Origin of the sequence: Bacillus sp. REN3, assembly GCF_017912555.1 — a bacterium.
In the GTDB taxonomy this organism is placed as follows: domain Bacteria; phylum Bacillota; class Bacilli; order Bacillales; family Cytobacillaceae; genus Mesobacillus.
This window is the reverse complement of sequence record NZ_JAERSD010000003.1, coordinates 76,701-101,379: the sequence shown is the minus strand read 5'-3', so window position 1 is coordinate 101,379 and position 24,679 is coordinate 76,701. Positions and strand designations below refer to the sequence as shown.

The following is a 24,679-nucleotide window of genomic DNA, read 5'->3' as shown; positions in this document are numbered from 1 at the left end:
ACCTGTTGGAATCGCGTGATAGAATGCGGCAGCTACACTGCTTCCCGGCCGCTCCTTGATCCTTCAAAGGGTTTCCGCAGGGGGCAAGGTCCCCCCATCGGTTTCATGCATGAACTTGAGAATGGGCCTGGGGCTTTTTATACTTCTAGAATGGAGGCAATAGTATGACAATGAAGAAGGCTTTGACGATTGCGGGCTCCGATACAAGCGGAGGCGCTGGCATACAGGCAGACCTGAAGACATTCCAGGAGCTTGGTGTCTATGGGATGAATGCTTTGACGACAATCGTGACAATGGATCCGAAGAATTACTGGCATCACGAGGTGTTCCCTCAGCCGGTTGGATTGGTTGAAAAGCAGCTGGAAACGATTCTATCCACTGGTATCGATGCAATGAAGACGGGGATGCTTGGCAGTGTGGACATCATTGAACTGTCAGCGCGCATGATCGACGAACACGGTCTTGCTAAAGTCGTCATCGATCCAGTCATGGTATGTAAGGGGGAAGACGAGGTACTCCAGCCGGAGAATACTGAAGCATTGAGGGATTTGCTTGTCCCGCGTGCAACAGTCGTCACCCCGAATCTTTTCGAGGCAAGGCAGCTCGCCAGGACCGGCCCAATCCGCACAATCGATGACATGAAGCAGGCCGCAGCAAAGATCAGCGAGCTTGGCGCCAAATATGTCATGATCAAAGGCGGAAATAAGCTGGACCACGAAAAAGCAGTCGACCTGCTTTACGATGGAAAAGACTTCACACTCTTCGAATCGGAGAAAATCAATACGACCTTCACCCATGGGGCAGGCTGCACGTTTGCCGCAGCGATCACCGCACAGCTGGCAAAAGGCCATACAGTCCATGAGGCATTGAACGTAGCGAAGGACTTTGTCACCGAAGCCATCAGCCACGGATTCCGCCTGAATCAATACGTCGGACCAGTCATGCACGGGGCTTACAACAGATTTGGCGCAGGCAGCAAGCTGGACCAATAATCGCCATGATATTTAAGAGGAAGCCTGCCGGGCTTCCTCTTTTGCTTTCCATCTCTTCCCCATGAAACCTTATGGCCTGAGGAGTAAGGCGCAGGATCCGGAAAGTTCTTGAAGCCAATTTTCATGCTTTCCATCTAAAAAAAGGATGGCTGCTGCCACCCTTTTATATCTTCCGATTGATATACAAGACATCGTTCGCCATATAGCTGTGGAAAAACCACTCCCCGCCGGCAATCAGGAATGCGGTGAATAAAGCCCCAGCCATCAGGTTATCGGTCTGGCCGAACAGCATGAGGCCCATTCCCCAAACAACCAGGAATGACAGGACAAAATCGGACAGCGTCGCAGTCCTATTGCTGGTTCTCGGAAGGATGAACAAATCACCGGCCAGGTAGGATACCGCTCCAAGTACGAGAGTAATAAGCAGCAGGTCTCCTGCGCCCGCATCATATTCAAGTCCTAATACAAGAAAGAGGATCGCCAATGTCATGATGCCTTTTATCAACAAAGCTTTTACGTGTTCCATTGCTTCCCTCCTTTCCGTTCGTTCATCACTTATTCCACTTCATATCCAGTTTAAACACTTTCTGTAAAAACGATCTAAGCGTAGATTTCGCATTCCGGGATATTTTTTAGTAAGATAGAAATATCTTTTTTACTTAGTTTGGCTGAAGCTTTCAGCTAATATACATGTGCTGGGTTGACTGGAAGGAGGATTTATTGAATGGATCCGGTTATTTTGCATGAAGTCCAGAATGCTCTGGACAATTTTGAAGATAAAGAAGTGTTTATCCACCTCGAGACGACGAACGGGGCGTATGCATCCCATAACAATGAGTCGTTTTTTTCAGCAGGCGCCTATATCCGCAACGCAAAGGTGACGTATGAACGCGCGAAAATCACCGGTGAAGGACCATACCGGGCCGCTTTGAAAATTCCGCTGGGCTGGGTATACGCGGAAGGCATCACCCATTACGAACTGGATGATAAAGGAAGGCTTCTGCTGGCAGGGCACGATTTCAACGGTAAGCTTGCGGTCGCCCTGCAAATAAGCTCAACGCCTTTCGAGTAAAGCATGGGCCGCGCCGCAGGCTGAAAGGAGAAAATTTACCATGGAAAAAGAAAGACATGTACTCGTTGTATTTCCCCACCCGGATGATGAAGCATTCGGTGTTTCCGGAACGATTGCATCCCATATAAACATGGGCACGCCAGTTACTTACGCATGCCTGACACTTGGCCAGATGGGCCGCAACATGGGCAACCCTCCGTTTGCCAACAGGGAAACCCTTCCGGAAATCCGCAGGCAGGAATTGAAGGAAGCGGCCAGGGTGCTTGGCATTGCCGATTTACGGATGCTCGGATTCCGCGATAAAACGATTGAGTTCGAGGATGAAGACAAACTGACAGACCTGATGTCTTCCTTGATCAGCGAACTGAACCCGTCGCTGGTGATTTCCTTCTATCCAGGCTATTCCGTCCATCCGGACCATGAGGCAACAGGGGCTGCGGTCGTCCGCGCTGTTGGAAAAATGCCGGAAGCCGAAAGGCCAAAGCTTCAGCTGGTCGCATTCTCGCGCAATTGCACGGAGGAATTGGGACAACCTGACATTGTCAACGATATCAGTGCGCTGGCAGATGTTAAGCTCGAGGCAATCAAAGCCCACCGCTCCCAAACTGAGCTGATGGTAGCCGAAATGGCCGAAAAGCTGAAGGCAAACGACCAGGCGACGATCGCCTGGCTGAACCTTGAACGCTTCTGGACTTATAAGTTTTAAATCCGCCGTCTCCGGCGGATTTTTTTGTTACGCTTGGGGAACTTGCCGAAACCAAAAGAAAGTCATCGTGTCAGCGATCGAGTCTGTCACCGGAAAGGGATTTCCCGCCACCTCGACCAGTGAAATTGCCAATAAAGCCGCGATCGCGGAAGGAACGATTTTCCGGCATTCTACTCTTGTTTTTTCCAGTTTGTGATATTTCGACCTTTTTTGAGCGATTCCGACAAAAAATCGCTGAATCACCCTTCTTCTTGCGTGATTTCGACGAAAATTCGCGGAATCGCCGCCGCTCCCCACCCATATACCGCAAAAAAGAACAGCCGCACTGGCTGTTCTCCCATTCATCAGCTATAACAAGCATCCCAATAGCAATCTCTTTTGCTTTTATTGCTCCAAATCCGCCAATTTGATGCGGAAAAGTTTGTCATCACCGGCAGCTGGCGTACCTCGGCCATCCGTATTGTTGCTGATAAAGTACAAATAATCCCCTTCAATGAAGACATCGCGTATGCGGCCGACTCCCGTGACAACTTCCTTTGATGATTTCGCTCCAACATCGAACGCGCGCACCGCGGTTCCTCTTAAACTGGCGACGTACAGCTTGCCGTTGTGCACTGCCATGCCAGAAGGTGCCCAGGTGTCATCCCCCGACTGGAATAGAGGGGTTTCCATTCCTTCCTTTTTTTCAGTGCCGGTGATTTCCGGCCATCCATAATTGTTCCCAGGCTTGATGAGATTGATTTCATCATGGGCGGAAGGGCCGTGCTCGCTGGCATACATCATACCACCTTTGTCCCACGCCAGTCCCTGCGGATTGCGGTGGCCGTAGCTGTACACATAAGAATCTTTAAAAGGATTGTCGTCCGGGGCTGACCCATCCAGGTTCAGCCTCAGAATCTTGCCGCCCAGTGAATCAAGGTCCTGGGCAATCTCCGGCCGCGTGGCAGCGTCCCCGGCTGTGGCGTACAGCTTGCCATCAGGCCCCAGTTTCAGCCGGCCGCCGTGATGAAATCGGCCGCTCGGGATTTTATCGAGCAGGAGCTGGCCTTCCTTCCACTCACCATCTTCCAATGTCAATTCAACAATCCGGTTGAACTGGCCGCTGCCGTTTTTGTATGTGTAATAGGCGAACGCTTTTTGCGACTGGTTGAACCCAGGTGCAAGCACAAATCCTAGCAAACCCGCCTCAGATGCCTGTGAGAGTCCTTTTTTTAGCGCAACAGGCTGCCGCGACGTTTTGCCGCCTTCCACCTTCACAATCGTCCCGCCGCGCTCGCTGAGGTAAAACGTCTCTCCCAGCTTATTGATCGACCAGGGAACATCGAGGTTTTCAGCGATTATTTCAAGATCCCCTGCCTGCGCAGCCGCTTCTTGTTCCTGCAGATCCTGCTTCTGTCCTTGTTTCAGCTGCCCCTGGTTCTGCCTGCCTTCACTGCCATCAGGATTCGCATCTTCTCCTGCCCCCGAACAGGCACTGAACACAAAAAGCATCGCAAACCATACATACCAATGTTTATTCATGACATCAAACCTTTCTCTAAAATAAGGTTTATGCCTGGTCCTGGAAGTAAATTAATCTTCTAAAACAGCCATGATCGCCTTGCCCACGCCGCTTTCTTCATTTGTAACCGTCACTTCTCCGCAAAGGGCTTTAATTTCCTCAGCCGCATTGCCCATCGCGACAGGCTTGCCGACTCTTTCGAGCATCGAGACATCATTGAAATTGTCCCCAATCGCCATCGTTTCCTGCAGGCTGATACCTCTAGACTCGACAAATTTTTCGAGTGCTATTCCTTTCTGGGCATCGATGCTGGTGATTTCGATATTTTCACTGCCCGATGAACTGATGGCGAGGCCGCTAATATCCTGCATGGCCCCGCTTGCAGCCGCGAGCTTCTCAGGATCGAGCGAAAAAGCAAGGATTTTATAGATTTTGTACTGGTCCTCCTTGAAAAGCTGATCATATCCATCAATCTTCTTGACGAGCCCTTTATGGAACCTTTCCTCGGCTGCCTCGGCAATCTCCTCGATCGGCACCTCCGGATTGGCTGTGGAAAAAATATCGACAATGACGGAGATGGCTTTATCTTCATCTTCCGTATATGTTCCCTCATTTGTATAAACCTCGAAATACACACCATTCTCAACAAGGCGTAATGCGGCCTGCCTGGCTGCCTCTTTGTTCAACGGGCTTGAAGAGACAATCTCTCCGTCTGCTGAGCGCACCTCTGCCCCGTTGACACAGATCACCGGGCATTTGATGCCTGCTCCTTCAAGTACAAAGATGGCTTCCTGGTAAGAACGCCCGGTCGCAACGACGACTTCCACTCCCTGTTCCTGAGCCTTCAAAACGGCCTCCCGATTCTCCGCAGTGACCTGCTGGGTTGCCGTAAGCAGTGTCCCATCCATATCAGTCGCAATACATTTAATCATGATTTCACCTTCTGTAACGAATTTGGTCTTGCTACCATGATAGTCGTTCGCGGTTCCTTGTTCAAATATTACGTGTATATACTAGTTGCAATCAATAGGACATGGAAATGATTGATGAAGTTTCAGATTGTCAGAAAAAAAATCCTATGCTATGATGGAGCCAAGGCTTTGCAATCGTTTGCATATAAAAATCCACAGCAGGATTTCCCCTTAAGAAATTCAGTAATATTAACTGTTCTTCTTAATTTTCACTTTTTATATGCAAGCGTTTTAAGGCGTTGTGCAAGCGCTTGACTTTAAATTTAAACACAAAATTATGCAAACGCTTTCGGAACGCAATGATTGCGCGCCAAAACCATTTTTCAGGGGGTTAGTCAAAAAATGAAAGCAAAAAAGCTAGTTCCAGCATTTCTTTCCTTTGGCCTTTTGATCGGCGGCGGTCTCGCTGGATGCTCATCGAATGATGATAAGGCATCCGGAGGCAAAGGGAAAGACGGAGAAGTCACAGTAGATATTTTCCAATTCAAAGTAGAATTCAAGGACCAATTCGAGGACCTTGCAGCAGCGTATGAGGAAGCTCATGATGGTGTTAACATCAACATCACGACCGTGGGCGGCGGCGAAGATTATGGCGCAGCGCTTAAATCGAAATTTGCATCAGGCAATGAACCTGCTATTTATAATGTCGGCGGGCCGCAGGACGTTGAAGACTGGCTGGATAAGCTTGCTGACCTTTCTGACACAAAGGCTGCCAAAGCTGCTCTGAATGGAACGCTTGAAGGCGTTACAAAAGATGACAAAGTGCTTGGGCTTCCATACAACCAGGAAGGCTACGGCTTCATCTACAATAAGAATGTTTTTGAAAAAGCAGGCATCGACCCTGCCTCGATTACCAGCTTCAAAGCTTTAGAAGATGCGGTCAAGACTCTTGACAGTAAGAAGAAGGAATTAGGCCTTACCTCCGTTTTTGCTCTTCCTGCAAAAGAAACATGGGTAACCGGCCTCCATCTTTCCAACGTATTCCTTGCGCCTGAATTCGACCAGAATGTCATCAACGCTTTCGAATCCAAGGAAGTTACATTTAAGCATGGAGATGCCTTCAAAAAGGTTCTTGACCTTCAGAATAAATACTCTGACCAGCCAACTGTCAGCCTTGATTATGCCAAACAGGTCGAAGAGCTGTTCTCTACTGGCAAAGCAGCCATCATCCAGCAAGGCAACTGGGTATCTGGTTCCATCGCTGGAATCGATGAAGAGCTGGCTAGCAGCGGCGTCGGCATCCTTCCTATCCCAGTCGAAGGCTACAAAGAAGATTCAATCCCAGTTGGCGTACCGATGTACTGGGCTGTAAACAGCAATAAGGACGAAAAAGAAGTAGCAGCAGCGAAAGAATTCTTAGACTGGCTATACACTTCTGAAGAAGGCAAAACAGCTGTTATCGAAGATTTCAAATTCATTCCTGCATATGATGGATATGACGCTGGCAAAATCAGCGATCCACTTGCGAAGGAAATTTACCAATACTCCCAGGATGGCAAGACATTGGCCTGGACATTCATGGGCTATCCAACAGGATGGGGACAAGAAAAACTTGGCGTTAACATCCAGAAGTACGTGAGTGGCGAAATGAGCTGGGATGAGCTTGTCAAAGAATCATCAAAAGCTTGGGCAGACGCACGTAAATAATCATGGGGAAATCGGGAAACAGAGCGGCTCCGGCTGTTTTGTTTCCTGTCTTTTTTCATCGGCAAATGTGTTTTTCGACATGATTTGGATCGGAGGGATTTACAGATGCGAAACCGGAATCTCTGGTACTGGCTTTTCCTGGCTCCAGCATTGTTCGCACTTGCAGTAGTTGTGATTCTACCGCTGGCGTATGGTGTATATTACTCGTTCACAGACTGGAACGGAATCAAGACCCCGTCATTTGTCGGCCTTGAACACTACAAGGCCCTGTTCAACGAAGAAGAATTTAAAGATTCACTATGGTTCACTACAAAATTCACGGTCGTCTCCGTCTTTTTAATCAACTTTTTCGGTCTTTCTTTGGCGTTACTCGTTACGCAAAAATTCAGGACAAACAATATTTTGAGGACGATCTTCTTCATGCCAAACCTGATTGGCGGACTCATCCTCGGCTTCATTTGGCAGTTCATTTTCACCAAGGTTTTCGCTAGCATCGGTGAAATATTCGGGATTGAAGGGCTTCAGGGTTGGCTGTCCACTACAGAGACAGGCTTCTGGGGACTGGCCATCCTGATGAGCTGGCAGATGGCCGGATATATCATGGTCATTTATATCAGTTTTCTTGAAGGTGTTCCGCAGGAGCTGCTAGAAGCTGCCGAGATTGATGGAGCGAACAGCTTCCAACGTTTTTACCATGTCACATTCCCGCTTGTGATGCCGGCATTCACCGTCAGCTTGTTCTTGACGCTGTCGAATTCGTTCAAGCTTTACGACCAGAACCTTTCCTTGACGGGCGGCGGACCGTTCAATTCCACGCAGATGGTCGCGATGGAAATCTTCAAGACAGCATTCGTTGAAAACAAAATGGCCTTCGCACAGGCAAAAGCAGTCATTTTCTTCCTGATTGTCGCGGCGATTTCGCTGACACAGGTGTACATCAATAAAAAACGGGAGGTCGAAATGTAATGAAGAGAAAAAAGCAAAATAGAGTCATCCTCGAAATTCTCGGCATTCTGCTAGCGCTGCTCTGGCTCTCCCCTTTTTATTTGATGGTCGTCAACTCTTTCAAGACAAAAAGGGAAATGTTCACGGATACCCTGAAACTCCCAGATGTTTTTACATTTGACAACTATGTCGAGGCATTCGAACGTCTTGACTTCATCAAGACTTTCTTTAACTCTTTGCTGATCACCGTGCTTGCCGTTTCAGTCATCATCATCTTTTCTTCGATGGCTGCCTATGCGCTTTCCCGCAGGGGCGGGAAAATCAGCGGCGTCATCTTCATGCTGTTCGTTGCGGCGATGCTGATTCCTTTCCAATCAGTCATGATTCCGTTGATTTCGATTTTCGGCAAGCTAGAAATGCTGAACAGGGGTGGGTTGGTCTTCATGTATCTCGGTTTTGGCGCCAGCCTGTCAATCTTCCTCTACCATGGAACTTTGAGCGGGATCCCAAAATCACTTGATGAAGCCGCTACGATAGACGGAGCAAATAAGTTCCAGATTTTCTGGCATATCATTTTCCCGATGCTGAAACCGGTCACAGTTACAGTCGCGATTCTCAATATCATCTGGATCTGGAATGACTACCTGCTTCCATCGCTTGTCATCAACCAGCAAGGCATGGAAACAATCCCGCTCAAGATGTTTTTCTTCTTTGGGGAATATACGAAGCAATGGCATTTGGCGCTGGCTGGCTTGACAATCGCGATCATTCCGGTCATCATTGTCTACTTCTTCCTGCAGAAGCAAATCATTAAAGGCGTATCAGAAGGCTCTGTAAAATAGTTAAAAAGCTTTTCATCCAAGGAACGATTCCAGTAACATAAGATCATTAATTATAGGGAGAGACGGCCAATGGCAGTCACAATTAAAGATGTAGCAAAAGCAGCCGCGGTATCACCCTCGACCGTTTCAAGGGTGATCGCTGATCATCCGCATATCAGCGAGGAGACGAAAAAGCGGGTCCGCAAAGAAATGGAAAGGCTCGGATATCATCCGAATTTCCAGGCTCGGAGCCTCGTAGTCCGCAGCACCGAAACGATCGGGATCGTTATGCCAAACTCGGCTACCCAATCGCTGCAGAACCCGTTTTTTCCCGAGGTGCTCCGCGGCATCAGTACAATTGCCCATGAAAATCATTTCGGCATTTATTTGACAACAGGTGTGAAGGATGAGGAAGTTTTTCAGCAGGTTGTTTCAATGGTCCAGGGCCGCCGGGTGGATGGCATCATCCTCCTTTATTCCCGTACAGATGATAAAATCATGAACTATTTGCTTGACCAGCAATTCCCTTTTACAGTCATCGGCAGGCCGTTCAAGAATGCCGAGCGAATCACTTACGTAGATAATGACAATATCTTTATCACCAGGCAAGTAACTGAATATTTGATCCGCCTTGGGCACAGGAAAATAGCTTTTGTCGGAGTCAATCTCGATTATGTTTTTACAATCGACCGTCTGGAAGGCTATAAGCAGGCTCTTACAGAAGCTGGCATTGAATACGATGAAAAATATGTCATCCATGAAAAATGTTTAAAAACAGAAGGAAAAGCAGGCATCGAGCACTTCCTTTCCTCTTATGAACCGCCAACCGCACTTGTCGTGGCAGATGATTTCACTGCAATCGAGCTTTTAAGTCATGCAGAGGAGCTGAATATCAACGTGCCTGAGGAGATATCGATTGTCGGCTTCAATGACATCCCGCTGGCAAAGCACATCAAGCCACAATTGACGTCTGTGAATATTGAAATCTTCCAGTTAGGCTTGGAATCAGCCAACTGTTTAATAGAAATCATTAAAAACCCCAAGACGCTGCCAAAGAGGATTACCATCCCGGCGAGGATGATTGAACGGAGTTCCTGCTATGCGATCAGCCAGCATGAAGATACAAAATAATTGTGCTTAAAAAGGAATGAGGACACATATGAAACATATATGGTGGAAAGAAGCTGTCGCCTATCAGGTCTATCCCCGAAGCTTCAAGGATTCGAATGGCGACGGAATCGGCGATTTACAAGGAATGATTTCAAAGCTTGATTATTTAAAGGATTTAGGCATCGATGTCATCTGGATTTGTCCGATGTATAAATCCCCGAATGACGATAACGGCTATGATATCAGTGATTACCAGGGAATCATGGACGAATTTGGCACGATGGAGGACTTCGACCAGCTTCTTGAGGAAACGCATAAGCGCGGGATGAAGCTGATCATCGACCTTGTCATCAACCATACAAGCGATGAACACGCCTGGTTCATTGAATCGCGCTCATCGAAAGATAATCCGAAGCGGGACTGGTACATTTGGCGGGACGGCAAGAATGGCGCCGAGCCGAATAACTGGGAAAGCATCTTCGGCGGCTCTGCCTGGGAATTCGATGAAAATACGGATCAGTATTTCCTGCATATATTCTCGCGAAAGCAGCCCGATTTGAATTGGGAAAACAAGGAAGTCCGCTATGCCCTGTATGGGATGATCAACTGGTGGCTCGATAAAGGCATTGACGGATTCCGTGTTGACGCGATCAGCCATATCAAGAAGGAAGAAGGCCTAAAGGACATGCCGAACCCTGAAGGACTTCAGTATGTCTCTTCATTCGACAAACATATGAACGTGGACGGGATCCAGGAATACCTTGAGGAGCTTAAGCAGGAAACATTCTCGAAATATGACATCATGACCGTCGGCGAGGCGAATGGCGTCAGCATCGAGGAAGCAGAGCTCTGGGTTGGCGAGGAAAAAGGAAAATTCAACATGGTCTTTCAGTTCGAGCACCTCGACCTCTGGGATTCCGAGAAAAAATCGCTTGATATCGGCAAGCTCAAGAAAGTTTTCACCCGCTGGCAGAAAGGGCTGGAAGGAAAGGGCTGGAATGCGTTATTCATTGAAAACCATGATAAAGCCAGGATTGTCTCGACATGGGGCAATGACAGCGAATACTGGAAGGAAAGCGCGACAGCACTCGCCGCGATGTACTTCCTGATGCAGGGAACCCCTTTCATCTATCAAGGGCAGGAAATCGGGATGACAAACGTCCAGTTCCCTTCTATTGAGGACTATGATGATGTCGCGGTCAGGAACATGTATGAAATCAGGAGGCAAAATGGTGTCCCGCATGACGAGATCATGGATTTCATCTGGGCGACGAGCCGCGATAATTCGCGCACCCCGATGCAATGGTCCGATGCACCTAATGCCGGATTCACAACCGGGAAGCCATGGCTGGGCATCAACCCCAATTATGCAGAAATCAATGTCGAGCAGCAACTGCACGACCCTGGCTCCATCCTTCATTTTTACAAAAAAATGATCAGGATCAAGAAAGACCATGACGTCTTCACGTATGGAACTTACGATTTGATCCTCGAGGATGACGAGCAGATTTTCGCCTATACCCGGACCCTCGGAGATCAGCAGGCGATCATCCTTTCGAACCTTTCTTGCATGCCGGCGGAGTATTCATACGATAGGCTGCCAATTGATTCAGACGGGCTGCTGCTTCACAATTACGAAGTCGAACAGCATCGGCCAGTTACTGGCTTTACATTAAAACCTTATGAAACAAGAGTTTATCTCAAATGAATTTTTCAGGATGCCCCGGTTGGCATCCTTTTTTTATTGCCAGCTGGTTTAAGCGTTTTCATTTAGGAGAATATTACCTATGTGCCCAAAAGGGTTGGCAAACGGGATAATTTGCATTAAAATGTTTTGTGACTTATAAATATGTATTCTTAAGGGGCAATCATTTTGGGAAAACCACTTCAAAAATCAAGATCCGCTGGTGATCTATTCGCATTTATCATTCCATCATTCCTGGGGATCTTCTTCTTCATGATCCCCATCTCCTACAAAGGAGAAATCACGATTCCAATCGCCGTCCTGTCCGGTTTCATCCAGGAGTTGCTCGCGGACTGGCTTCCGGCTATCATGACCGCCATCATTGTCCTTACCTTGATCGGTACATTGGTCATCAAGACGGTTCGCCCGCACATCCTGAATCGCAGCCCTTTCCTGAAGTCGCTGCTCGATGTGCCCGTCATCTGGCTGATTGCCAGGACCCTTGGCGCGGCTTTTGCAATCATGACGCTATTCAAGCTTGGGCCTGAAGCGATATGGTCGGAAAACACCGGGGGTTTGTTGTTGAACGACCTGCTGCCGATCCTGTTTTCTGTCTTCCTGTTTGCCGGCTTGTTTTTGCCGCTGCTTTTGGATTTCGGCCTGCTTGAGCTTTTCGGCACCCTGCTGACAAAGGTGATGCGCCCGATATTCAAGCTGCCGGGACGATCATCGATTGACTGCCTTGCTTCATGGCTCGGTGACGGGACAATTGGTGTCCTTTTGACAAGCAAACAGTATGAAGAAGGATATTACACAAGAAGAGAGGCTGTGGTCATAGGCACAACTTTCTCCGTGGTATCGATCACCTTCAGCCTTGTTGTCATTTCACAGGTCGGTTTGCCGAGCATGTTTGTGCCTTTTTATCTGACCGTGACAGGCGCCGGCGTAATCGCGGCGATCATCGTCCCGCGCATTCCGCCGCTTTCCAGGAAACCTGATACCTACTACGTGGAAAAATCGGATGATTATTCCGAAGAGAAGATTCCCCAAGGCTACACGCCATTCTCATGGGGAATGGCGCAGGCTGTGGAAAAAGCTAGAGGCAATCGCAGCTTGAAGGATTTCTTTCTTTCCGGCGTAAAAAACATCCTTGATATGTGGATGGGTGTTGCCCCGATTGTCATGGCGCTTGGAACCCTCGCCTTGATCGTTGCCGAATATACACCTGTCTTCCAATGGCTCGGCATGCCGTTCATCCCGGTGCTTGAATGGATGCAGGTGCCTGAAGCAAAAGCTGCTTCCGAGACACTGATCGTCGGCTTTGCCGATATGTTCCTTCCATCCGTCATTGGGGCCGACATCGCGAGCCCGATGACAAGGTTCATCATTGCGGCTGTCTCAGTTACCCAATTGATTTATATGTCCGAGGTCGGCGGCCTGCTGCTCGGGTCAAAAATCCCAGTCAGCTTTTGGGAATTGTTCATCATTTTCCTTCAGCGGACAATCGTGACGCTGCCTGTTATCGTCCTTGTTGCCCACCTCATATTTTAATCAATCGTTAAAGAGAGCCCCTGCTTGCAGGGGCTCTCTTTTCATGTTTCCTGCGGTTGGCTTCATCCCGCCCGCACCTATCTTTTTTGCCCAGAAATGTCTTAGGCCTGCCGAAGCTTTCCGATCATGGCAAAGTCAATGATCACTTCAGGCAGCGATCAAAAACACTGGAATGAACGGATCATCCTGAGGTCGATTCCAAAATAGACCCAGCCATAGCGGCGGCGCCAGCGATATCCCGTCACAGAGTTGCGTCCGACGAAGATAGGGTAGAACCAGAAGCTGCGGCCATTGACTAGCCAGACGTAGGTGAAGCGGTACAAGCACCTTCGGATTCCGCCCGGGTCGACGGCAAACGTAGCTGCCTGTGTTTCCTGGGGGATGAACGCCGGCGGCGGGGATGTTGGCGCTCCGCCCCCCTGCTGTCCTCCTGGGAACCCGCCTGGCACTCCTCCGCCCTGCCCAGGGAAACCTCCGCCTGGATATCCACCACCCTGGCCAGGAAAGATCCTGCCATCGGCATGAATATCATGATACTGGTCTTCTAATTGCTGATATGGGTCATTCGGATAGAAGCTGTTGTAATTCAAACTCATATCCCCTCTCTTTTGTTTTTCCATCTACTTTATGCACTGCGCCCAATTTTGTGCCTAGTGGACAATCAGGCTCTTGATCTCTTCGTGGATTTTTTTCGTGATTTCCTCGATCTTTGTAAAATCCATTGCCTGGATATAAATTTTCTCAAGCTCATCATGAAGTTCTTTTGCCACAGCCAGCGACGCCATCGCCTCGCCCATTTTTGCTTTATACCTGGCTGAGACATCGGCGATTTCCCCGGCATATTTTTCATCCGTCCCTGGTGCGATCAATTCGCTATACATGTCGATGATCTCGTCTGTTTCCCGTTCCGGAAAATATTCGTGCGGGGCTGTGCTGTCAAAGATCGCGAAGCCCAGCTCGCGGACAATGACCATATCAAGGCTGTGGGGATCGAACCCGCAGTGGTACACCTCGACATCAAAGCCACGTGAATGAGCCTCGGCGGCCAGTTTTTTCAGCATCGTTGATTTCCCCGATCCGGGGCGCCCTTTAATGAAATAGCGCTTTTCAACCGTTTCTGTGAGATTTGGGACATAATCGACAGCGCCAATCGGCGTCGCAGCCCCAAGGAAACGGTCATGTACCCTTCCCTTTCCGGTTCCTTGCCGTTCTCCGAAAAGTTTTTCGATCCATTCCCGGGTGAATTGGTTCGCCTTTTGGAAATCCATGTTTTCAATATAAAATTCCTCCCACTCATCATGGATCCTCAAAGCTTCGGCAAATAGGCTGTAGGCCATATTGAAAGCCCCGCTGATCTGCCCGGTGAGCTGGACGATTTCTTTTTTGTGGGCCTGGAGCTTTCCTGAATCCCATGCGTCCCCGAGGTTCACATATTCCTCGACCGCCCCCGGAGCTTTCGGCTCGATCACATGCGGAGCTGTCCCGTCGACAATGCCTGCCTTCAATTTCGGGATGATGACGCCATCAATCGATTGACTGTCCGATGAGCAATGTAGGAATTCAATATCAAAGCCCTTCTCCAGCCAGTCATGGCCGATTTTTTTCATGAGTGATGATTTCCCTGTCCCCGGCCCTCCCTTCAGGATGAACAGGCGATTGAGACCTTGCAGATTGGAATCATATAAACTGTGGAATCCCCGCGCCGTATTTCCGCCAGCGAAATAATTCAGTATCCTTCCTGCCATTAAGCCGCACTCCCTCCAGCCGTTTACACAGCATTTTGTCGCTTCTTGATTACTATATGCGCCTTTTCCCGCCTGGGTGAATGCCCACCTTAATTATTTCCCGGGCAACAAATACACCCACCCCTTGCAACGTGACATGCCTCACACTATTTCAAAGCGTTTTCACAAATCATTCACAATAAAAACATAAATGTGTGCAGTTCATCACTTAGTCACTTCAATCGAAAAGTTAGGATTTACATGTAAACCATTCTAGGGGGGGAAGAACGTGAAGAAACCGATCATCCATTTCATCATCAGTGCTCTTATTGGACTAGGGCTAGGATACGTCGTATTCGATGTCATTGGCGGGGATAAAAGCGAGGAGCAACCTTCTGTTGCTACCGAGCAAACAAAGCCTGATGAGGCTAAGACGGAGGAAAAAACCGAGCCTGCAGCAGAGCAAACTGCTTCTGGCGGCGAAGAGAACATCCTGCAGACAAAAGGATGCCTTGGATGCCACTCAGTGGAGTCCTTGAACCTCAAAGGCGGCGCCACCGGGCCAGACCTTTCACAAGCATTCAACAATGTGGAAGGAAAGCATGGCAAACCTGTAGCCGAATTCCTGAAAGAACCAACTTCTGCTGTCATGTCGGGCGTAATCGGCGGCAACCCGCTGACCGACGAAGAAATTTCCAGTGTCGTCAAAGTCCTTGAAGAAGCTTCTAAAGCAAAATGACCAAAACAAAAGGTGGTGCAGTATTCATGAAGAAATGGGTTCCCGCAGCTTCGGGGCTGCTTGCCGGATTCATGGCGGCAACCGTATTTTTCGCCGATTTTTCAACAGGGCCTAAAGGAGAAGCAAGCAAAGACACCGCAAATAAGTCGAATGCCGAAAAGGTGTATATCCCATACGGAGAGCATGATGAATATTATATGCTTTCTTCAGGAGGCCACTCAGGACAGCTGTTCGTCTACGGCCTTCCGTCGATGAGGAAAATACGGACGGTGCCTGTCTTCACTCCGGACCCGGCAACCGGCTACGGTTTCGATAAAAAATCGAAAGAAATGCTTGGCAAATACACCTGGGGCGATTTCCACCATCCGGCGATTTCCGAAACGAATGCCGAATATGACGGAAAGTTCTTGTTCGCGAATGACGTTGCCAATAACAGGATCGCTGCTGTTGACCTGAGTACTTTCCATACCGCGGATATCATGGAAATGCCGAACATGGGCGGTCCGCATGCGGGCACATTCGTCACGCAAAATACGGAATACATTGTCATGCCTACGCGCTTCTCCGTCCCGCTCGGCAAGGAATACGCCTCTCTCGATGACTTCGAGGAAAAATATAAGGGCGTCGTTTCAATGGTCAAATTCGACCAGAAGAAAAAGGATTTCGATTTAGCTTACCAAATCATGCTTCCGCCTTGGTCCTATGACCTATCCGATGCCGGGAAGAAAATATCCGGCGACTGGATCGTGATGACGACTTACAACACAGAGTTTGCGACAACGAACAATGAAATCAATGCATCCCAGAACGACCGCGACTACATCGTCCTGATCAACTGGAAAGAACTCGAAAAGAAAATTGCCGATGGAGAATATGAGGAAGTCAACGGTGCAAAGATGATCGATCCCCGCAAGCATAAAGGATCCATCTATGCAGTCCCTGTGGCAAAGTCGCCGCATGGTGTTGATGTAACCCCGGACGGCACACGCTTCATCGCATCAGGAAAGCTTGCGCCGCTGATGACCGTGTTCTCCTTTGAGAAAGCGTTCGAACTGATCAAGAACAACACCTTTGAAGATGAAAAATTCGGGATTCCCGTCCTGCCATATGACAAGGTTGTTGAACGTGAAGTTGACCCTCCTGGAGCACTTGGGCCTCTTCACACCCAATTCGATGATAAAGGCCATGCCTACAACACAATGTTCATTTCTTCTGAAATCGTTAAGTGGAAAATCGACACCGGCGAAGTCGTCGACCGGATTCCAGTACACTATTCACCAGGCCACTCTACTGCTGCTGAAGGCGATACTGCCTCACCAGACGGAAAATGGATCGTTTCCCTTAATAAAATCGCGAAGGACAATTTCCTTTCCGTAGGGCCTTCCCACCCGGAATCAATGGAATTGATCGACATTTCCGGCAATAAGATGTCGATGGTGTACACAAGTCCTGTTGACCCTGAGCCGCACTATGCTCAGACAATCCACCGCGACAAGATCAAGGCAATCCCGATTTACCCGAAAGACGAGAAACGTGAAAATTCAGTCTGGAAGCAGGAAGACACGCGGATTGAACGCAAAGGCAATGAAGTCCACGTATACGGTGTCGCAATGCGGTCCAAGTTCGTCTTTGACGCAAAAGCAAAACGCCCTGACGAAATCAAGGTCAAACAGGGAGAAAAAGTCTTCATCCACTTGACGAATATCGACCTTGACCAGGATATCACCCACGGCTTCGGCATCATGGACCATGACCTGAACTATGAAGTCCAGCCAGGCCAGACGAGCACGATAGAATTCACCGCAGATAAAGCGGGCACGTTCCCGATCTACTGCACAAACTTCTGTTCAGCTCTCCACCAGGAAATGAGCGGTTACCTATTGGTCGAACCTAAATAAGATCGCGGCTGGACATAGAAAAGGGTATGGCGGAAATCCGGTACCCTTTTCTCTCTTTTAAAACTGGCAGTTGCGCCAATCCTTTGCCACGGAAAAATCAGGCGCTACCGCTTGCAAATAGGAGATGGTTAAAGTGGCTAAAAAAATATCCGTCGGTTCGATGCTGAGCCTGATCGGAGCTGCGGCTCTGCTATTCGCCTCCATGAAATTCCCTTGGTGGGGAATGAAATTCTTTGCGCCCCAATACCCTGAAGGGCTTGATATTGTCGTCTATCCCAGCAAGCTTGAGGGAGACATCGAAATCGTCAATGGCTTGAACCATTATATCGGCATGGCTCCTTTCAGCAACGAGAGCTTTCCCGAGCTGAAATACCTTCCGGGATTGATCATTGGCCTTGCTGTCATTTTCGTCATCATCGCTTTGGCAAGAAGGAAAGCCCTTCTGTACATTCCCGCTGGTTTGCTAGCCATCGGCGGCGCGCTTGGCATTTACGACATGAAGAGGTGGCTGTCCAAATTCGGCACCGAGCTTGACCCGAAGGCACCAATCGAGCTGGATCCTTTTGTACCGCCGATTATTGGAGAGAACACGCTGGCAAACTTTGTGACAAACAGTTATTTCACTACAGGCTCCTTCATCCTTGGAGCAGCTTTCATCCTTACCATCCTGCCTTTTTGGCTGGAGAGAAGAAAATGAACAAACTACTCATCTTATTTGTTGGGATAGGCGTCTGGATTTTTTCCACCCTGCCTGTCTCGGCAGATGCCGGCCTGCAGCAGTTGATTGATCGGACTCCAATAAACGGCGAACTGGAGCTCGAGGGACGGATGTATGAAGGCAATATCACCATAACCAAACCAATCAGGATCATCGGGAAGAAAGGAACGACCATCCGTGGTGACGGCACGGGGAATGTCATCCTCATCAAGGCTTCGGATGTCACGCTGAAGAACCTCAATATTGAACACGGCAGCCTGGACCGAAGCTCGGATGAAGAATATTCCGGTGTCCGTTCAATGGGAGACAACAACCAATTTATTAAACTAGTTATTCACGATGTTTACCATGGACTCTATATAAATAGTTCGAAGCATAACCTTGTTGATCATGTCAAAGTCACTGGACAGGGCACCGGGAAGCTTGGAAGCCAGGGAAACGGCATCCAGCTGGTCAGGACAGCCAATAATGTTATAGAAAACTGCAACATCTCCAACACAAGGGACGGCATATATGTCGAGTATGCCGACAACAACAAAATCAGCAACAACCTAGTAAGCGAAACAAGATACGGACTGCATTATATGTACTCAAACAATAATGAATTTTACAGGAATCACTTCAACAAGAATACAGGCGGTGCAGCGATCATGCACTCGCAGGGCATCACACTGAAAGAAAACCAGTTTTCCTTCAACCAGGGCTCGCGTTCCTTCGGGCTGATCATCCAGACGAGCAGCAGCAACACTGTCCTTGACAATGAATTTTACTTGAACCAGCGTGGCATCTACTTGGAACAATCCACGCAAAACCGGATTGAGGGCAATAAATTCTTCCACAATGATATTGGCATCGAGCTATGGACCACCTCGACATCGCAGGTGTTCACAAAGAACCATTTCAAGAAGAATATTGCCAATGTACTGACAATCGGCCCTGAATCTTATAATCAATGGAACCAGAACGGGATGGGGAACTACTGGGGGACGGATCTTCCTGTCTTTGACCTTGACCAGGACCAGATCGGCGACTCACCTGTTGAATATAGATCCTCCCTCTATAAATTAGTCGAGGAAAATGAATTGGCCTACTTGTTCCTGAAAAGCCCTGCAATCAAAATCCATGAAAAAATCAACGAAGTGCTAAGCACCCAGAAAGTGATGGTCAAGGATGAATACCCTCTCGTCAGCGAGAAGGAACCTGCACAGATTCCCTGGCTTCCCCTGGCCGTCCTCGCCGCCGCATCCATGGCAGGCTGGATGCTGACCAAGAAAAGAAGGAGTCGTTTATCATGAACTACATTTGGAAGGAATGGCTTGAACAGGCACGCGGGAAAGGACTCTGGCTTGGGCTGGCCATGGTCATGCTCTCTTCTTTCTTTCTTTTGCAGGAAGCCCGGTCATATCCAGATGAGCTTGGGTTCGATGCCTTTCTTCTCTCGCTTTATGACCTGAATATCTTGCTGATCCCAATATTGGCGCTGTTCATTTCCTCCTTCTCGATTTTCCAGGAAAAAGAACTGAAAACATCGATGATCCTGCTGACGAAGAAGGAATCCAACCGGAGCCTGCTGCTGAAAAAAAGCATGGCCATCCAGAGTGTCGTGATCGGCATTTTCACAGCCTGGTACTTCATCCTAGCAATCGTGATGAAATGGTACCTTCAATTCCAGCTCACCAGCTTTCTTTATTTCCTTGCGACCGTCATTGCCCTGCTGCTGATTTTCAACCAGCTTGGCTTGTTCCTGGGAAATATCACGCAGACGAAAATGCAGCTGATCGGCGCGGTGATCTTCACCTGGTTCCTGTTCGTTTTCCTGGTCGATCTCGCGTTCATCCAGGCGATCCCATCGGTTTCCTACGAAAATGTCAGGCTATTCTCCTGGCTCTACTTCCTAGATCCGATGCATACACTTCGATTCTATCTTGAAACCTCGCTTGGATTGTTCTCGCTCAACCACATGTCAAGGCTAATGGAGAAGATGGTGTGGCTGGCACCCTGGAAGTTCCTGCTGATCGATCTGGCCGTCTGGCTGATTGTCATTTTCGAGCTTTCGATCCTGTTCCGCAGCAAGGGGGAAAAATCATGATTGAAATCAAAGGCCTGTCGCAGTCATACAAAAGCAAACAAGTCTTAAAGGATATTCATCTAACAATCGAAAAAAATGAATATTGTGCCCTCGTCGGCCGCAACGGTGCGGGAAAATCAACGCTGATCCGCTCGATCCTTGGCCTCCAGCCCGTCAAAAAAGGCACGATCACGCTTGGCGGCTACCCGAATAAAAAAAGCGACTGGAAAAAGATCGTTTCTTATCTTCCCGAGAAATTCCACCTTTACCCCCATCTCACCGGGGAAGAAAACATGCGGTTCTTCGCATCATTGGGGACGGATGGAATCGATGACAGGAAAATCGAGGAAAAATTGAAGCTCGTTTCATTGTGGGAGGACCGCCATCAACAGGTAAAGAGCTATTCCAAAGGCATGCTCCAGCGGCTTGGCCTTTGCGTGATGCTCTATTATGACACAGAGGTCCTCATCCTCGATGAACCGACGAGCGGACTCGATCCGCTTGGCCGCGAGGAAATTCTGCAGATCCTCAAGTCGCTGTCAGGAAAGACGATTTTCATGGCATCGCACCATATGGATGAAATCAAGCAAATTTGCACACATGTCGCATTTTTGGAGGATGGGAGAATGACAAAGTATACTGTCGATGGATTTATGGAGGAACACTTAAAAAGAGGGGTTGCGAAGTGAAGAAATCTATTGCGGTTTTCATGCTATTGCTGTTGTTGTTAACCGGATGCAGTTCCGGATCGGATTACGAATTCACATTGAAGGAAGCACCGAAATACCAGGCAGGCACAAGCTCCCCTATCGTCATCGAGGTGCAAAAGGATGGCAAGCCGGCAGCTGGGCTTGAGTTTACCGCCTACCTGGAAATGGCCAAAATGGACCATGGGTCGATCGAGGTTGATTTTACGGACAAAGGCAACGGCCTCTACGAATCAAGCACAGAGCTGCCGATGGCTGGAGAGTGGATTGCCAATATTGAAGGCGAAGCGGACGGAAGCAAATTTGAGCATGTGATGACATTCGAGGTTGAAAAGGAATGATGACACAATGAAGCGATTGAACAACCTTTTCCTTCTGCTGCTAGCAAGCCTGATCCTCATGGGCTGCCAGCAGGAAAAAGCAGACCCGGCGCCGAAACAGGAAAACAAGCCTTCTGCGGACAAGGAGGATACCAGCTTCAGTGCTGATGATAAAGTCGTGACGATTGACGGCAAAGTGCTGACATATGAAGATCTTCAATTCCACGAGCTGATGAACAAGGCAGAAATCGAGTTGAACCGCCAGCAGGACGAGCAAAAGCTTAAGGGCGCTGAATTGGAGGATAAACTTGCTTACTGGGATGAGCAGCTCCAGTACCATGACAATTTCAATGTCAATCTCTCAAAGATGATCGAGCAATACTCGATGTACCTGCTGGCAAAGGAAAAGGGACTTGATGTGACAGACGGCGAGGTCAAGAAAGCAATCGGAGAATTCGAGGAAAAAGTGCAGCAATACGGACCAGCATCGGAGCTTGTCAAAGCCTACCCTGAGGATGCCTACCAAAACCGGCTGAAACGTTATTTTACCGAAAAGCTGCTCACAGTGAAGATCTATGAAACACTTGAAACGGATGTCAAAAGGGAAAAACCAAATGCACCAGAGAAAGAGATTGCCTATGATACGACCAAGAAATATGAGGAATTATACCAATCGCAAATCGGAAGCCTCGATTTGAAGATCAACGCAGCAGGGAAATAAAAACACCTTATCGCAGTGTGAGTATGTACGGACAGTCATGATGAATGGATTGCAAGGACAAAGCGCAACCTGCGTTTGATGCGGCCAAATTAGCGATTATGGGAAGATTACTCCGGAGGGCCTTCCGGTTAGTGCCCAAACGGCCTTCCAGAATGGCGGAATGGGAACGATCTACAGCAAATACGGGCACGATTTATTGAAAAGGGAACTAACTGAATTAGTTAGTTCCCTTGAGGGTTAGCTATGTCTAATTTAACGTGTCCGTTTTTTAGTCTACCTTCATTCATCGCCAACCTGACACCACATCGTGGTGTCTTGTTTCTTACTTCGTTACTTCAGCAAGCTCCCCTTCCGTGGCTTCGAGGAGTTCTGAGGGAGCGAGTTCGATCTGGAAGCCGATTTTTCCGGCACTGACGATGATCGCATCCTTTTCCGCCGCACCTGCGTCCAAAAACGTCGGGTAATTCTTTTTCATGCCGATTGGCGAGCAACCGCCGCGTATATAGCCAGTGAATTTCTGGATGTCTTTGACTGGCAGCATTTCGATCTTCTTCTCGCCTGCTTCCTTCGCTGCTTTTTTCAAATCCAGCTCCGCCTCGACTGGTATGACGAAAACATATAAGCTTTTGCTCGCGCCAACCGCGACAAGCGTCTTGTAGACATATGCCGGGTCCTTGCCGATCTTCCCCGCCACCGTTATTCCATCGATTTTTCCATCGTGCACCTCATAGCTCAGGATTTCATACGGCACCTTTTGCCTATCGAGGATCCGCATCGCATTCGTTTTGACCTTGGCCATCCCGATTCCTCCTAAAGGAAGGTATTTTCGACCATTTTACCGTATTCAGGCATGCTGCGGCAATCAGCCTGGCTCCTAACAATCGAAAACGGCCGTCTAGATTGACAGCCGTTCCTGTGATCCATTAACCCAGATCGCCGCAGTCAGTTGCCGGATGGCCTTCCCTTACGGTCCCTGACAGTCAGCATTCAGGCAAACTGTTCCTTCTTGCGATACACCATGCCATCTGCAACGGCAATCATTTCGTCATACTGATTTCGGACGGTTAACCGGTAAAGCCCCAGCTTCGGATTCCCGGAAACTTCTTCTGCTGTCGCAGTCAGGGTATCTCCTTCCTTCGCTGCCAGCATATAATTCATGCTCACATTGATGCCGACTGAAGTTTGTCCATAGGAGTTGCTGGCAATCGCAAAAGCCACATCTGCCAGGGAAAAAATCAAGCCTCCGTTCGCGGCGCCATGAAAATTCAGAAGGTGGTCCTTAATCACGATGGATACCCTTGCTTCTCCTTCTCGCACTTCTTCGATGGCAATTCCCAAAAAACGGGCAAACGGATCCGATGACACCCTTTCCATGACCGTCTCTTTCATTTTTAGCACCTCCGTTTTTTTAAAAAGCTGTGTTAACTTTGATTGTTGACTTCCCTCGTGCCTGCCGGGGAGCTTCCTCTGCACTAGCAATACCGGGGGCTCCCCTGACCCTTAATCCCGCCCAAGTCTTCCCGCCTCCCGCTGCTAACCAACAAGCAATCAAAAGCAAAGACTGACAATAGCCAGCCTTTGCGAAATCCTGCCCTACTTTTTATATGTCCATGCTCCGTCCTTTATCTCCGCCATTACCATGCTATCCGCTTTCAGCCCGTTATGGTCTTCCGGACTGAAGGTGAAGATGCCGGTAGCACCGACATGGTCCTTTATTTTGTTTTCAAGGTAATCCCGGATGGCTTCATGGTCTTTCGCTCCGGACTTCAGTGCCTCGACCACCAGCATGACATTGTCATAGCCATACGACCCAAAGTTTGTTGGCTCTCCTCCATATTTTTCCTTATAGCTATCATAGAATTTTGTAATCACCTCTGATTGCGGATCATCCTTAGGGATTTGTGTCGGGAATAATAACTTGCCCGTTGGGATGATGACCCCTTCAGAAGCGTCACCTGCCAAGTCGATGAAAGATTGGTTGGCAATTCCATGGCTTCCGATATACGGGATGTCCATTCCAAGTTCTTTCATGTTTTTAGCTGCGATTGCCGGTGCCGGATTCGTGCCCCAGACAATGACTGCTTTGGCACCGGACCTTTCAATTTTCGTCAGCTGTGTTTTCATATCGGCATCGTCCGTATTATAGGACTCATTGGCGACTATCTTGATGCCATAATCGCCTTTCAGCGCTTCCAGCTGCTCAACCCCGCTTGCGCCAAATGCATTGGAATCGGCGAGAATGCCTATATCCGTCAAACCTTCCTCTTTCAGGTACATATAGATCCTTTCGACGGCATGGGCATCAGAATGCGGAGTTTTGAAAACCCATTTCGATTCTTCCGCAGGAGAAACGATTCCAACTGCCGCGCCGGCAGATATCAAGGGGATTTCGCTATCCATCGCGATGCCTTTCATTGCCAGGCTGGCGCCGCTTGTCGATGAACCCAATACGGCCAATACCTTTTCATCATTAATCAACCGGTTCATTTCTTCAGTTGCTTTTTCTGGTGTCGATTCGTCATCCGCCAGAATAATGTCAATTGGGACCCCATTGATTCCGCCTTCATCATTAATTTGCTTTTCCAGCAGCTCCGTCGCCTTCCACTCCGGTTCACCAAGCGGGCTGCCAGGCCCTGTTTTCGAATAGATTGCGCCAATCTTGTAAACTTTCTTTCCGCTTTCCCCTTCTGCCTCGGAGCTGCATCCAGCCATCCCGGCGACAATTACTATCAGCAATATGCCAACCAACCACTTTCTCACAACATTACCCCCTTCGTCTTCATG

At 48.6% G+C, this 24,679-nt stretch carries 25 protein-coding genes and 1 pseudogene; 18 read left to right on the top strand and 8 right to left on the bottom strand.

Annotated elements, in window-relative coordinates; genetic code table 11:
- The first annotated feature begins 164 nt into the window (after nucleotides 1-164).
- Nucleotides 165-992, top strand: a complete 828-nt coding sequence (gene pdxK, locus JJQ88_RS03435; protein WP_210364341.1) for a pyridoxine/pyridoxal/pyridoxamine kinase — start codon at nucleotides 165-167, stop codon at nucleotides 990-992.
- 163 nt (nucleotides 993-1,155) lie between these two features.
- Here pdxK and JJQ88_RS03430 read toward each other — a convergent pair whose 3' ends face one another.
- Complete coding sequence (locus JJQ88_RS03430) at nucleotides 1,156-1,518, bottom strand: YndM family protein (RefSeq protein ID WP_210364340.1); 363 nt, start codon at nucleotides 1,516-1,518, stop codon at nucleotides 1,156-1,158.
- 198 nt (nucleotides 1,519-1,716) lie between these two features.
- Here JJQ88_RS03430 and JJQ88_RS03425 point away from each other — a divergent pair, with 198 nt between their 5' ends.
- The 3 genes and pseudogenes from JJQ88_RS03425 to JJQ88_RS21175 all read left to right on the top strand — a co-directional run.
- Entirely contained in the window at nucleotides 1,717-2,064 is a 348-nt protein-coding gene (locus JJQ88_RS03425) for a YojF family protein (protein WP_210364339.1), read from the top strand.
- A gap of 40 nt (nucleotides 2,065-2,104) precedes the next feature.
- On the top strand, nucleotides 2,105-2,770 hold the full coding sequence (gene bshB2 / locus JJQ88_RS03420) for a bacillithiol biosynthesis deacetylase BshB2 (RefSeq protein ID WP_210364338.1): 666 nt from the start codon (nucleotides 2,105-2,107) through the stop codon (nucleotides 2,768-2,770).
- Nucleotides 2,760-2,939, top strand: a pseudogene (locus tag JJQ88_RS21175) (TetR/AcrR family transcriptional regulator); the annotation flags it as partial. The gene bshB2 and the pseudogene JJQ88_RS21175, both read left to right, overlap by 11 nt.
- Before the next feature lie 215 nt (nucleotides 2,940-3,154).
- Here JJQ88_RS21175 and JJQ88_RS03410 read toward each other — a convergent pair.
- Both JJQ88_RS03410 and JJQ88_RS03405 read right to left on the bottom strand, forming a co-directional pair.
- On the bottom strand, nucleotides 3,155-4,291 hold the full coding sequence (locus tag JJQ88_RS03410) for a PQQ-dependent sugar dehydrogenase (RefSeq protein WP_246860915.1): 1,137 nt from the start codon (nucleotides 4,289-4,291) through the stop codon (nucleotides 3,155-3,157).
- 51 nt (nucleotides 4,292-4,342) lie between these two features.
- Nucleotides 4,343-5,203 carry a Cof-type HAD-IIB family hydrolase gene (locus tag JJQ88_RS03405; RefSeq protein ID WP_210364337.1) on the bottom strand — a complete coding sequence of 287 codons (861 nt, stop codon included), beginning with the start codon at nucleotides 5,201-5,203 and terminating at the stop codon, nucleotides 4,343-4,345.
- 381 nt (nucleotides 5,204-5,584) lie between these two features.
- Between JJQ88_RS03405 and JJQ88_RS03400 the strand changes: the two genes are divergently transcribed.
- The 6 genes from JJQ88_RS03400 to JJQ88_RS03375 all read left to right on the top strand — a co-directional run bounded on the left by JJQ88_RS03400 (nucleotide 5,585) and on the right by JJQ88_RS03375 (nucleotide 13,000).
- Nucleotides 5,585-6,889 carry an ABC transporter substrate-binding protein gene (locus tag JJQ88_RS03400; RefSeq protein WP_210364336.1) on the top strand — a complete coding sequence of 435 codons (1,305 nt, stop codon included), beginning with the start codon at nucleotides 5,585-5,587 and terminating at the stop codon, nucleotides 6,887-6,889.
- Nucleotides 6,890-6,994: 105 nt separating this feature from the next.
- On the top strand, nucleotides 6,995-7,855 hold the full coding sequence (locus JJQ88_RS03395) for a carbohydrate ABC transporter permease (RefSeq protein ID WP_210364335.1): 861 nt from the start codon (nucleotides 6,995-6,997) through the stop codon (nucleotides 7,853-7,855).
- Complete coding sequence (locus tag JJQ88_RS03390) at nucleotides 7,855-8,676, top strand: carbohydrate ABC transporter permease (protein WP_210364334.1); 822 nt, start codon at nucleotides 7,855-7,857, stop codon at nucleotides 8,674-8,676. The genes JJQ88_RS03395 and JJQ88_RS03390 overlap by 1 nt, the downstream gene beginning before the upstream one ends.
- A gap of 69 nt (nucleotides 8,677-8,745) precedes the next feature.
- Nucleotides 8,746-9,786 (top strand): LacI family DNA-binding transcriptional regulator, encoded by a 1,041-nt coding sequence (locus JJQ88_RS03385; RefSeq protein WP_210364333.1) that lies wholly within the window; start codon nucleotides 8,746-8,748, stop codon nucleotides 9,784-9,786.
- 28 nt (nucleotides 9,787-9,814) lie between these two features.
- Nucleotides 9,815-11,473, top strand: coding sequence for a glycoside hydrolase family 13 protein (locus JJQ88_RS03380; RefSeq protein WP_210364332.1), 1,659 nt, complete (start codon nucleotides 9,815-9,817; stop codon nucleotides 11,471-11,473).
- Between the two features lie 165 nt (nucleotides 11,474-11,638).
- On the top strand, nucleotides 11,639-13,000 hold the full coding sequence (locus JJQ88_RS03375; protein WP_246860914.1) for a YjiH family protein: 1,362 nt from the start codon (nucleotides 11,639-11,641) through the stop codon (nucleotides 12,998-13,000).
- 158 nt (nucleotides 13,001-13,158) lie between these two features.
- Here the strand turns inward: JJQ88_RS03375 and JJQ88_RS03370 are convergent, their stop codons facing one another.
- Both JJQ88_RS03370 and JJQ88_RS03365 read right to left on the bottom strand, forming a co-directional pair.
- Nucleotides 13,159-13,596, bottom strand: a complete 438-nt coding sequence (locus JJQ88_RS03370) for a hypothetical protein (protein ID WP_481748275.1) — start codon at nucleotides 13,594-13,596, stop codon at nucleotides 13,159-13,161.
- A 54-nt stretch (nucleotides 13,597-13,650) separates the two neighbouring features.
- Complete coding sequence (locus JJQ88_RS03365) at nucleotides 13,651-14,745, bottom strand: PRK06851 family protein (protein ID WP_210364331.1); 1,095 nt, start codon at nucleotides 14,743-14,745, stop codon at nucleotides 13,651-13,653.
- 268 nt (nucleotides 14,746-15,013) lie between these two features.
- Between JJQ88_RS03365 and JJQ88_RS03360 the strand changes: the two genes are divergently transcribed.
- The 8 genes from JJQ88_RS03360 (at nucleotide 15,014) to JJQ88_RS03325 (ending at nucleotide 21,895) form a co-directional block, all read left to right on the top strand.
- Nucleotides 15,014-15,463 carry a cytochrome C gene (locus JJQ88_RS03360; RefSeq protein ID WP_210364330.1) on the top strand — a complete coding sequence of 150 codons (450 nt, stop codon included), beginning with the start codon at nucleotides 15,014-15,016 and terminating at the stop codon, nucleotides 15,461-15,463.
- Between the two features lie 26 nt (nucleotides 15,464-15,489).
- Nucleotides 15,490-17,361: a Sec-dependent nitrous-oxide reductase gene (gene nosZ, locus JJQ88_RS03355; RefSeq protein ID WP_210364329.1), complete on the top strand. Its 1,872-nt coding sequence runs from the start codon at nucleotides 15,490-15,492 to the stop codon at nucleotides 17,359-17,361.
- A gap of 124 nt (nucleotides 17,362-17,485) precedes the next feature.
- The gene (locus JJQ88_RS03350; RefSeq protein ID WP_210364328.1) at nucleotides 17,486-18,058 is read left to right on the top strand and encodes a hypothetical protein; all 573 of its coding nucleotides are present in this window, start codon (nucleotides 17,486-17,488) and stop codon (nucleotides 18,056-18,058) included.
- A complete protein-coding gene (gene nosD / locus JJQ88_RS03345; RefSeq protein WP_210364327.1) occupies nucleotides 18,055-19,374 on the top strand; it encodes a nitrous oxide reductase family maturation protein NosD in 1,320 nt (439 codons plus the stop codon). Before JJQ88_RS03350 ends, nosD begins: the two co-directional genes overlap by 4 nt.
- The gene (locus tag JJQ88_RS03340) at nucleotides 19,371-20,168 is read left to right on the top strand and encodes an ABC transporter permease (RefSeq protein ID WP_210364326.1); all 798 of its coding nucleotides are present in this window, start codon (nucleotides 19,371-19,373) and stop codon (nucleotides 20,166-20,168) included. Before nosD ends, JJQ88_RS03340 begins: the two co-directional genes overlap by 4 nt.
- Nucleotides 20,165-20,836: an ABC transporter ATP-binding protein gene (locus tag JJQ88_RS03335; RefSeq protein WP_210364325.1), complete on the top strand. Its 672-nt coding sequence runs from the start codon at nucleotides 20,165-20,167 to the stop codon at nucleotides 20,834-20,836. Before JJQ88_RS03340 ends, JJQ88_RS03335 begins: the two co-directional genes overlap by 4 nt.
- Nucleotides 20,833-21,195 carry a FixH family protein gene (locus JJQ88_RS03330; protein ID WP_210364324.1) on the top strand — a complete coding sequence of 121 codons (363 nt, stop codon included), beginning with the start codon at nucleotides 20,833-20,835 and terminating at the stop codon, nucleotides 21,193-21,195. Before JJQ88_RS03335 ends, JJQ88_RS03330 begins: the two co-directional genes overlap by 4 nt.
- A 7-nt stretch (nucleotides 21,196-21,202) precedes the next feature.
- Nucleotides 21,203-21,895, top strand: a complete 693-nt coding sequence (locus tag JJQ88_RS03325; protein WP_210364323.1) for a SurA N-terminal domain-containing protein — start codon at nucleotides 21,203-21,205, stop codon at nucleotides 21,893-21,895.
- A gap of 322 nt (nucleotides 21,896-22,217) precedes the next feature.
- On the opposite strand, the gene ybaK is transcribed toward JJQ88_RS03325, so the two are convergent.
- From ybaK to JJQ88_RS03310, 3 genes are all read right to left on the bottom strand, one after another.
- Nucleotides 22,218-22,694 carry a Cys-tRNA(Pro) deacylase gene (gene ybaK / locus JJQ88_RS03320; protein WP_210364322.1) on the bottom strand — a complete coding sequence of 159 codons (477 nt, stop codon included), beginning with the start codon at nucleotides 22,692-22,694 and terminating at the stop codon, nucleotides 22,218-22,220.
- A gap of 188 nt (nucleotides 22,695-22,882) precedes the next feature.
- Nucleotides 22,883-23,284 (bottom strand): hotdog fold thioesterase, encoded by a 402-nt coding sequence (locus tag JJQ88_RS03315; RefSeq protein ID WP_210364321.1) that lies wholly within the window; start codon nucleotides 23,282-23,284, stop codon nucleotides 22,883-22,885.
- A 204-nt stretch (nucleotides 23,285-23,488) separates the two neighbouring features.
- Complete coding sequence (locus tag JJQ88_RS03310) at nucleotides 23,489-24,655, bottom strand: ABC transporter substrate-binding protein (RefSeq protein ID WP_210364320.1); 1,167 nt, start codon at nucleotides 24,653-24,655, stop codon at nucleotides 23,489-23,491.
- Nucleotides 24,656-24,679: the final 24 nt, after the last annotated feature.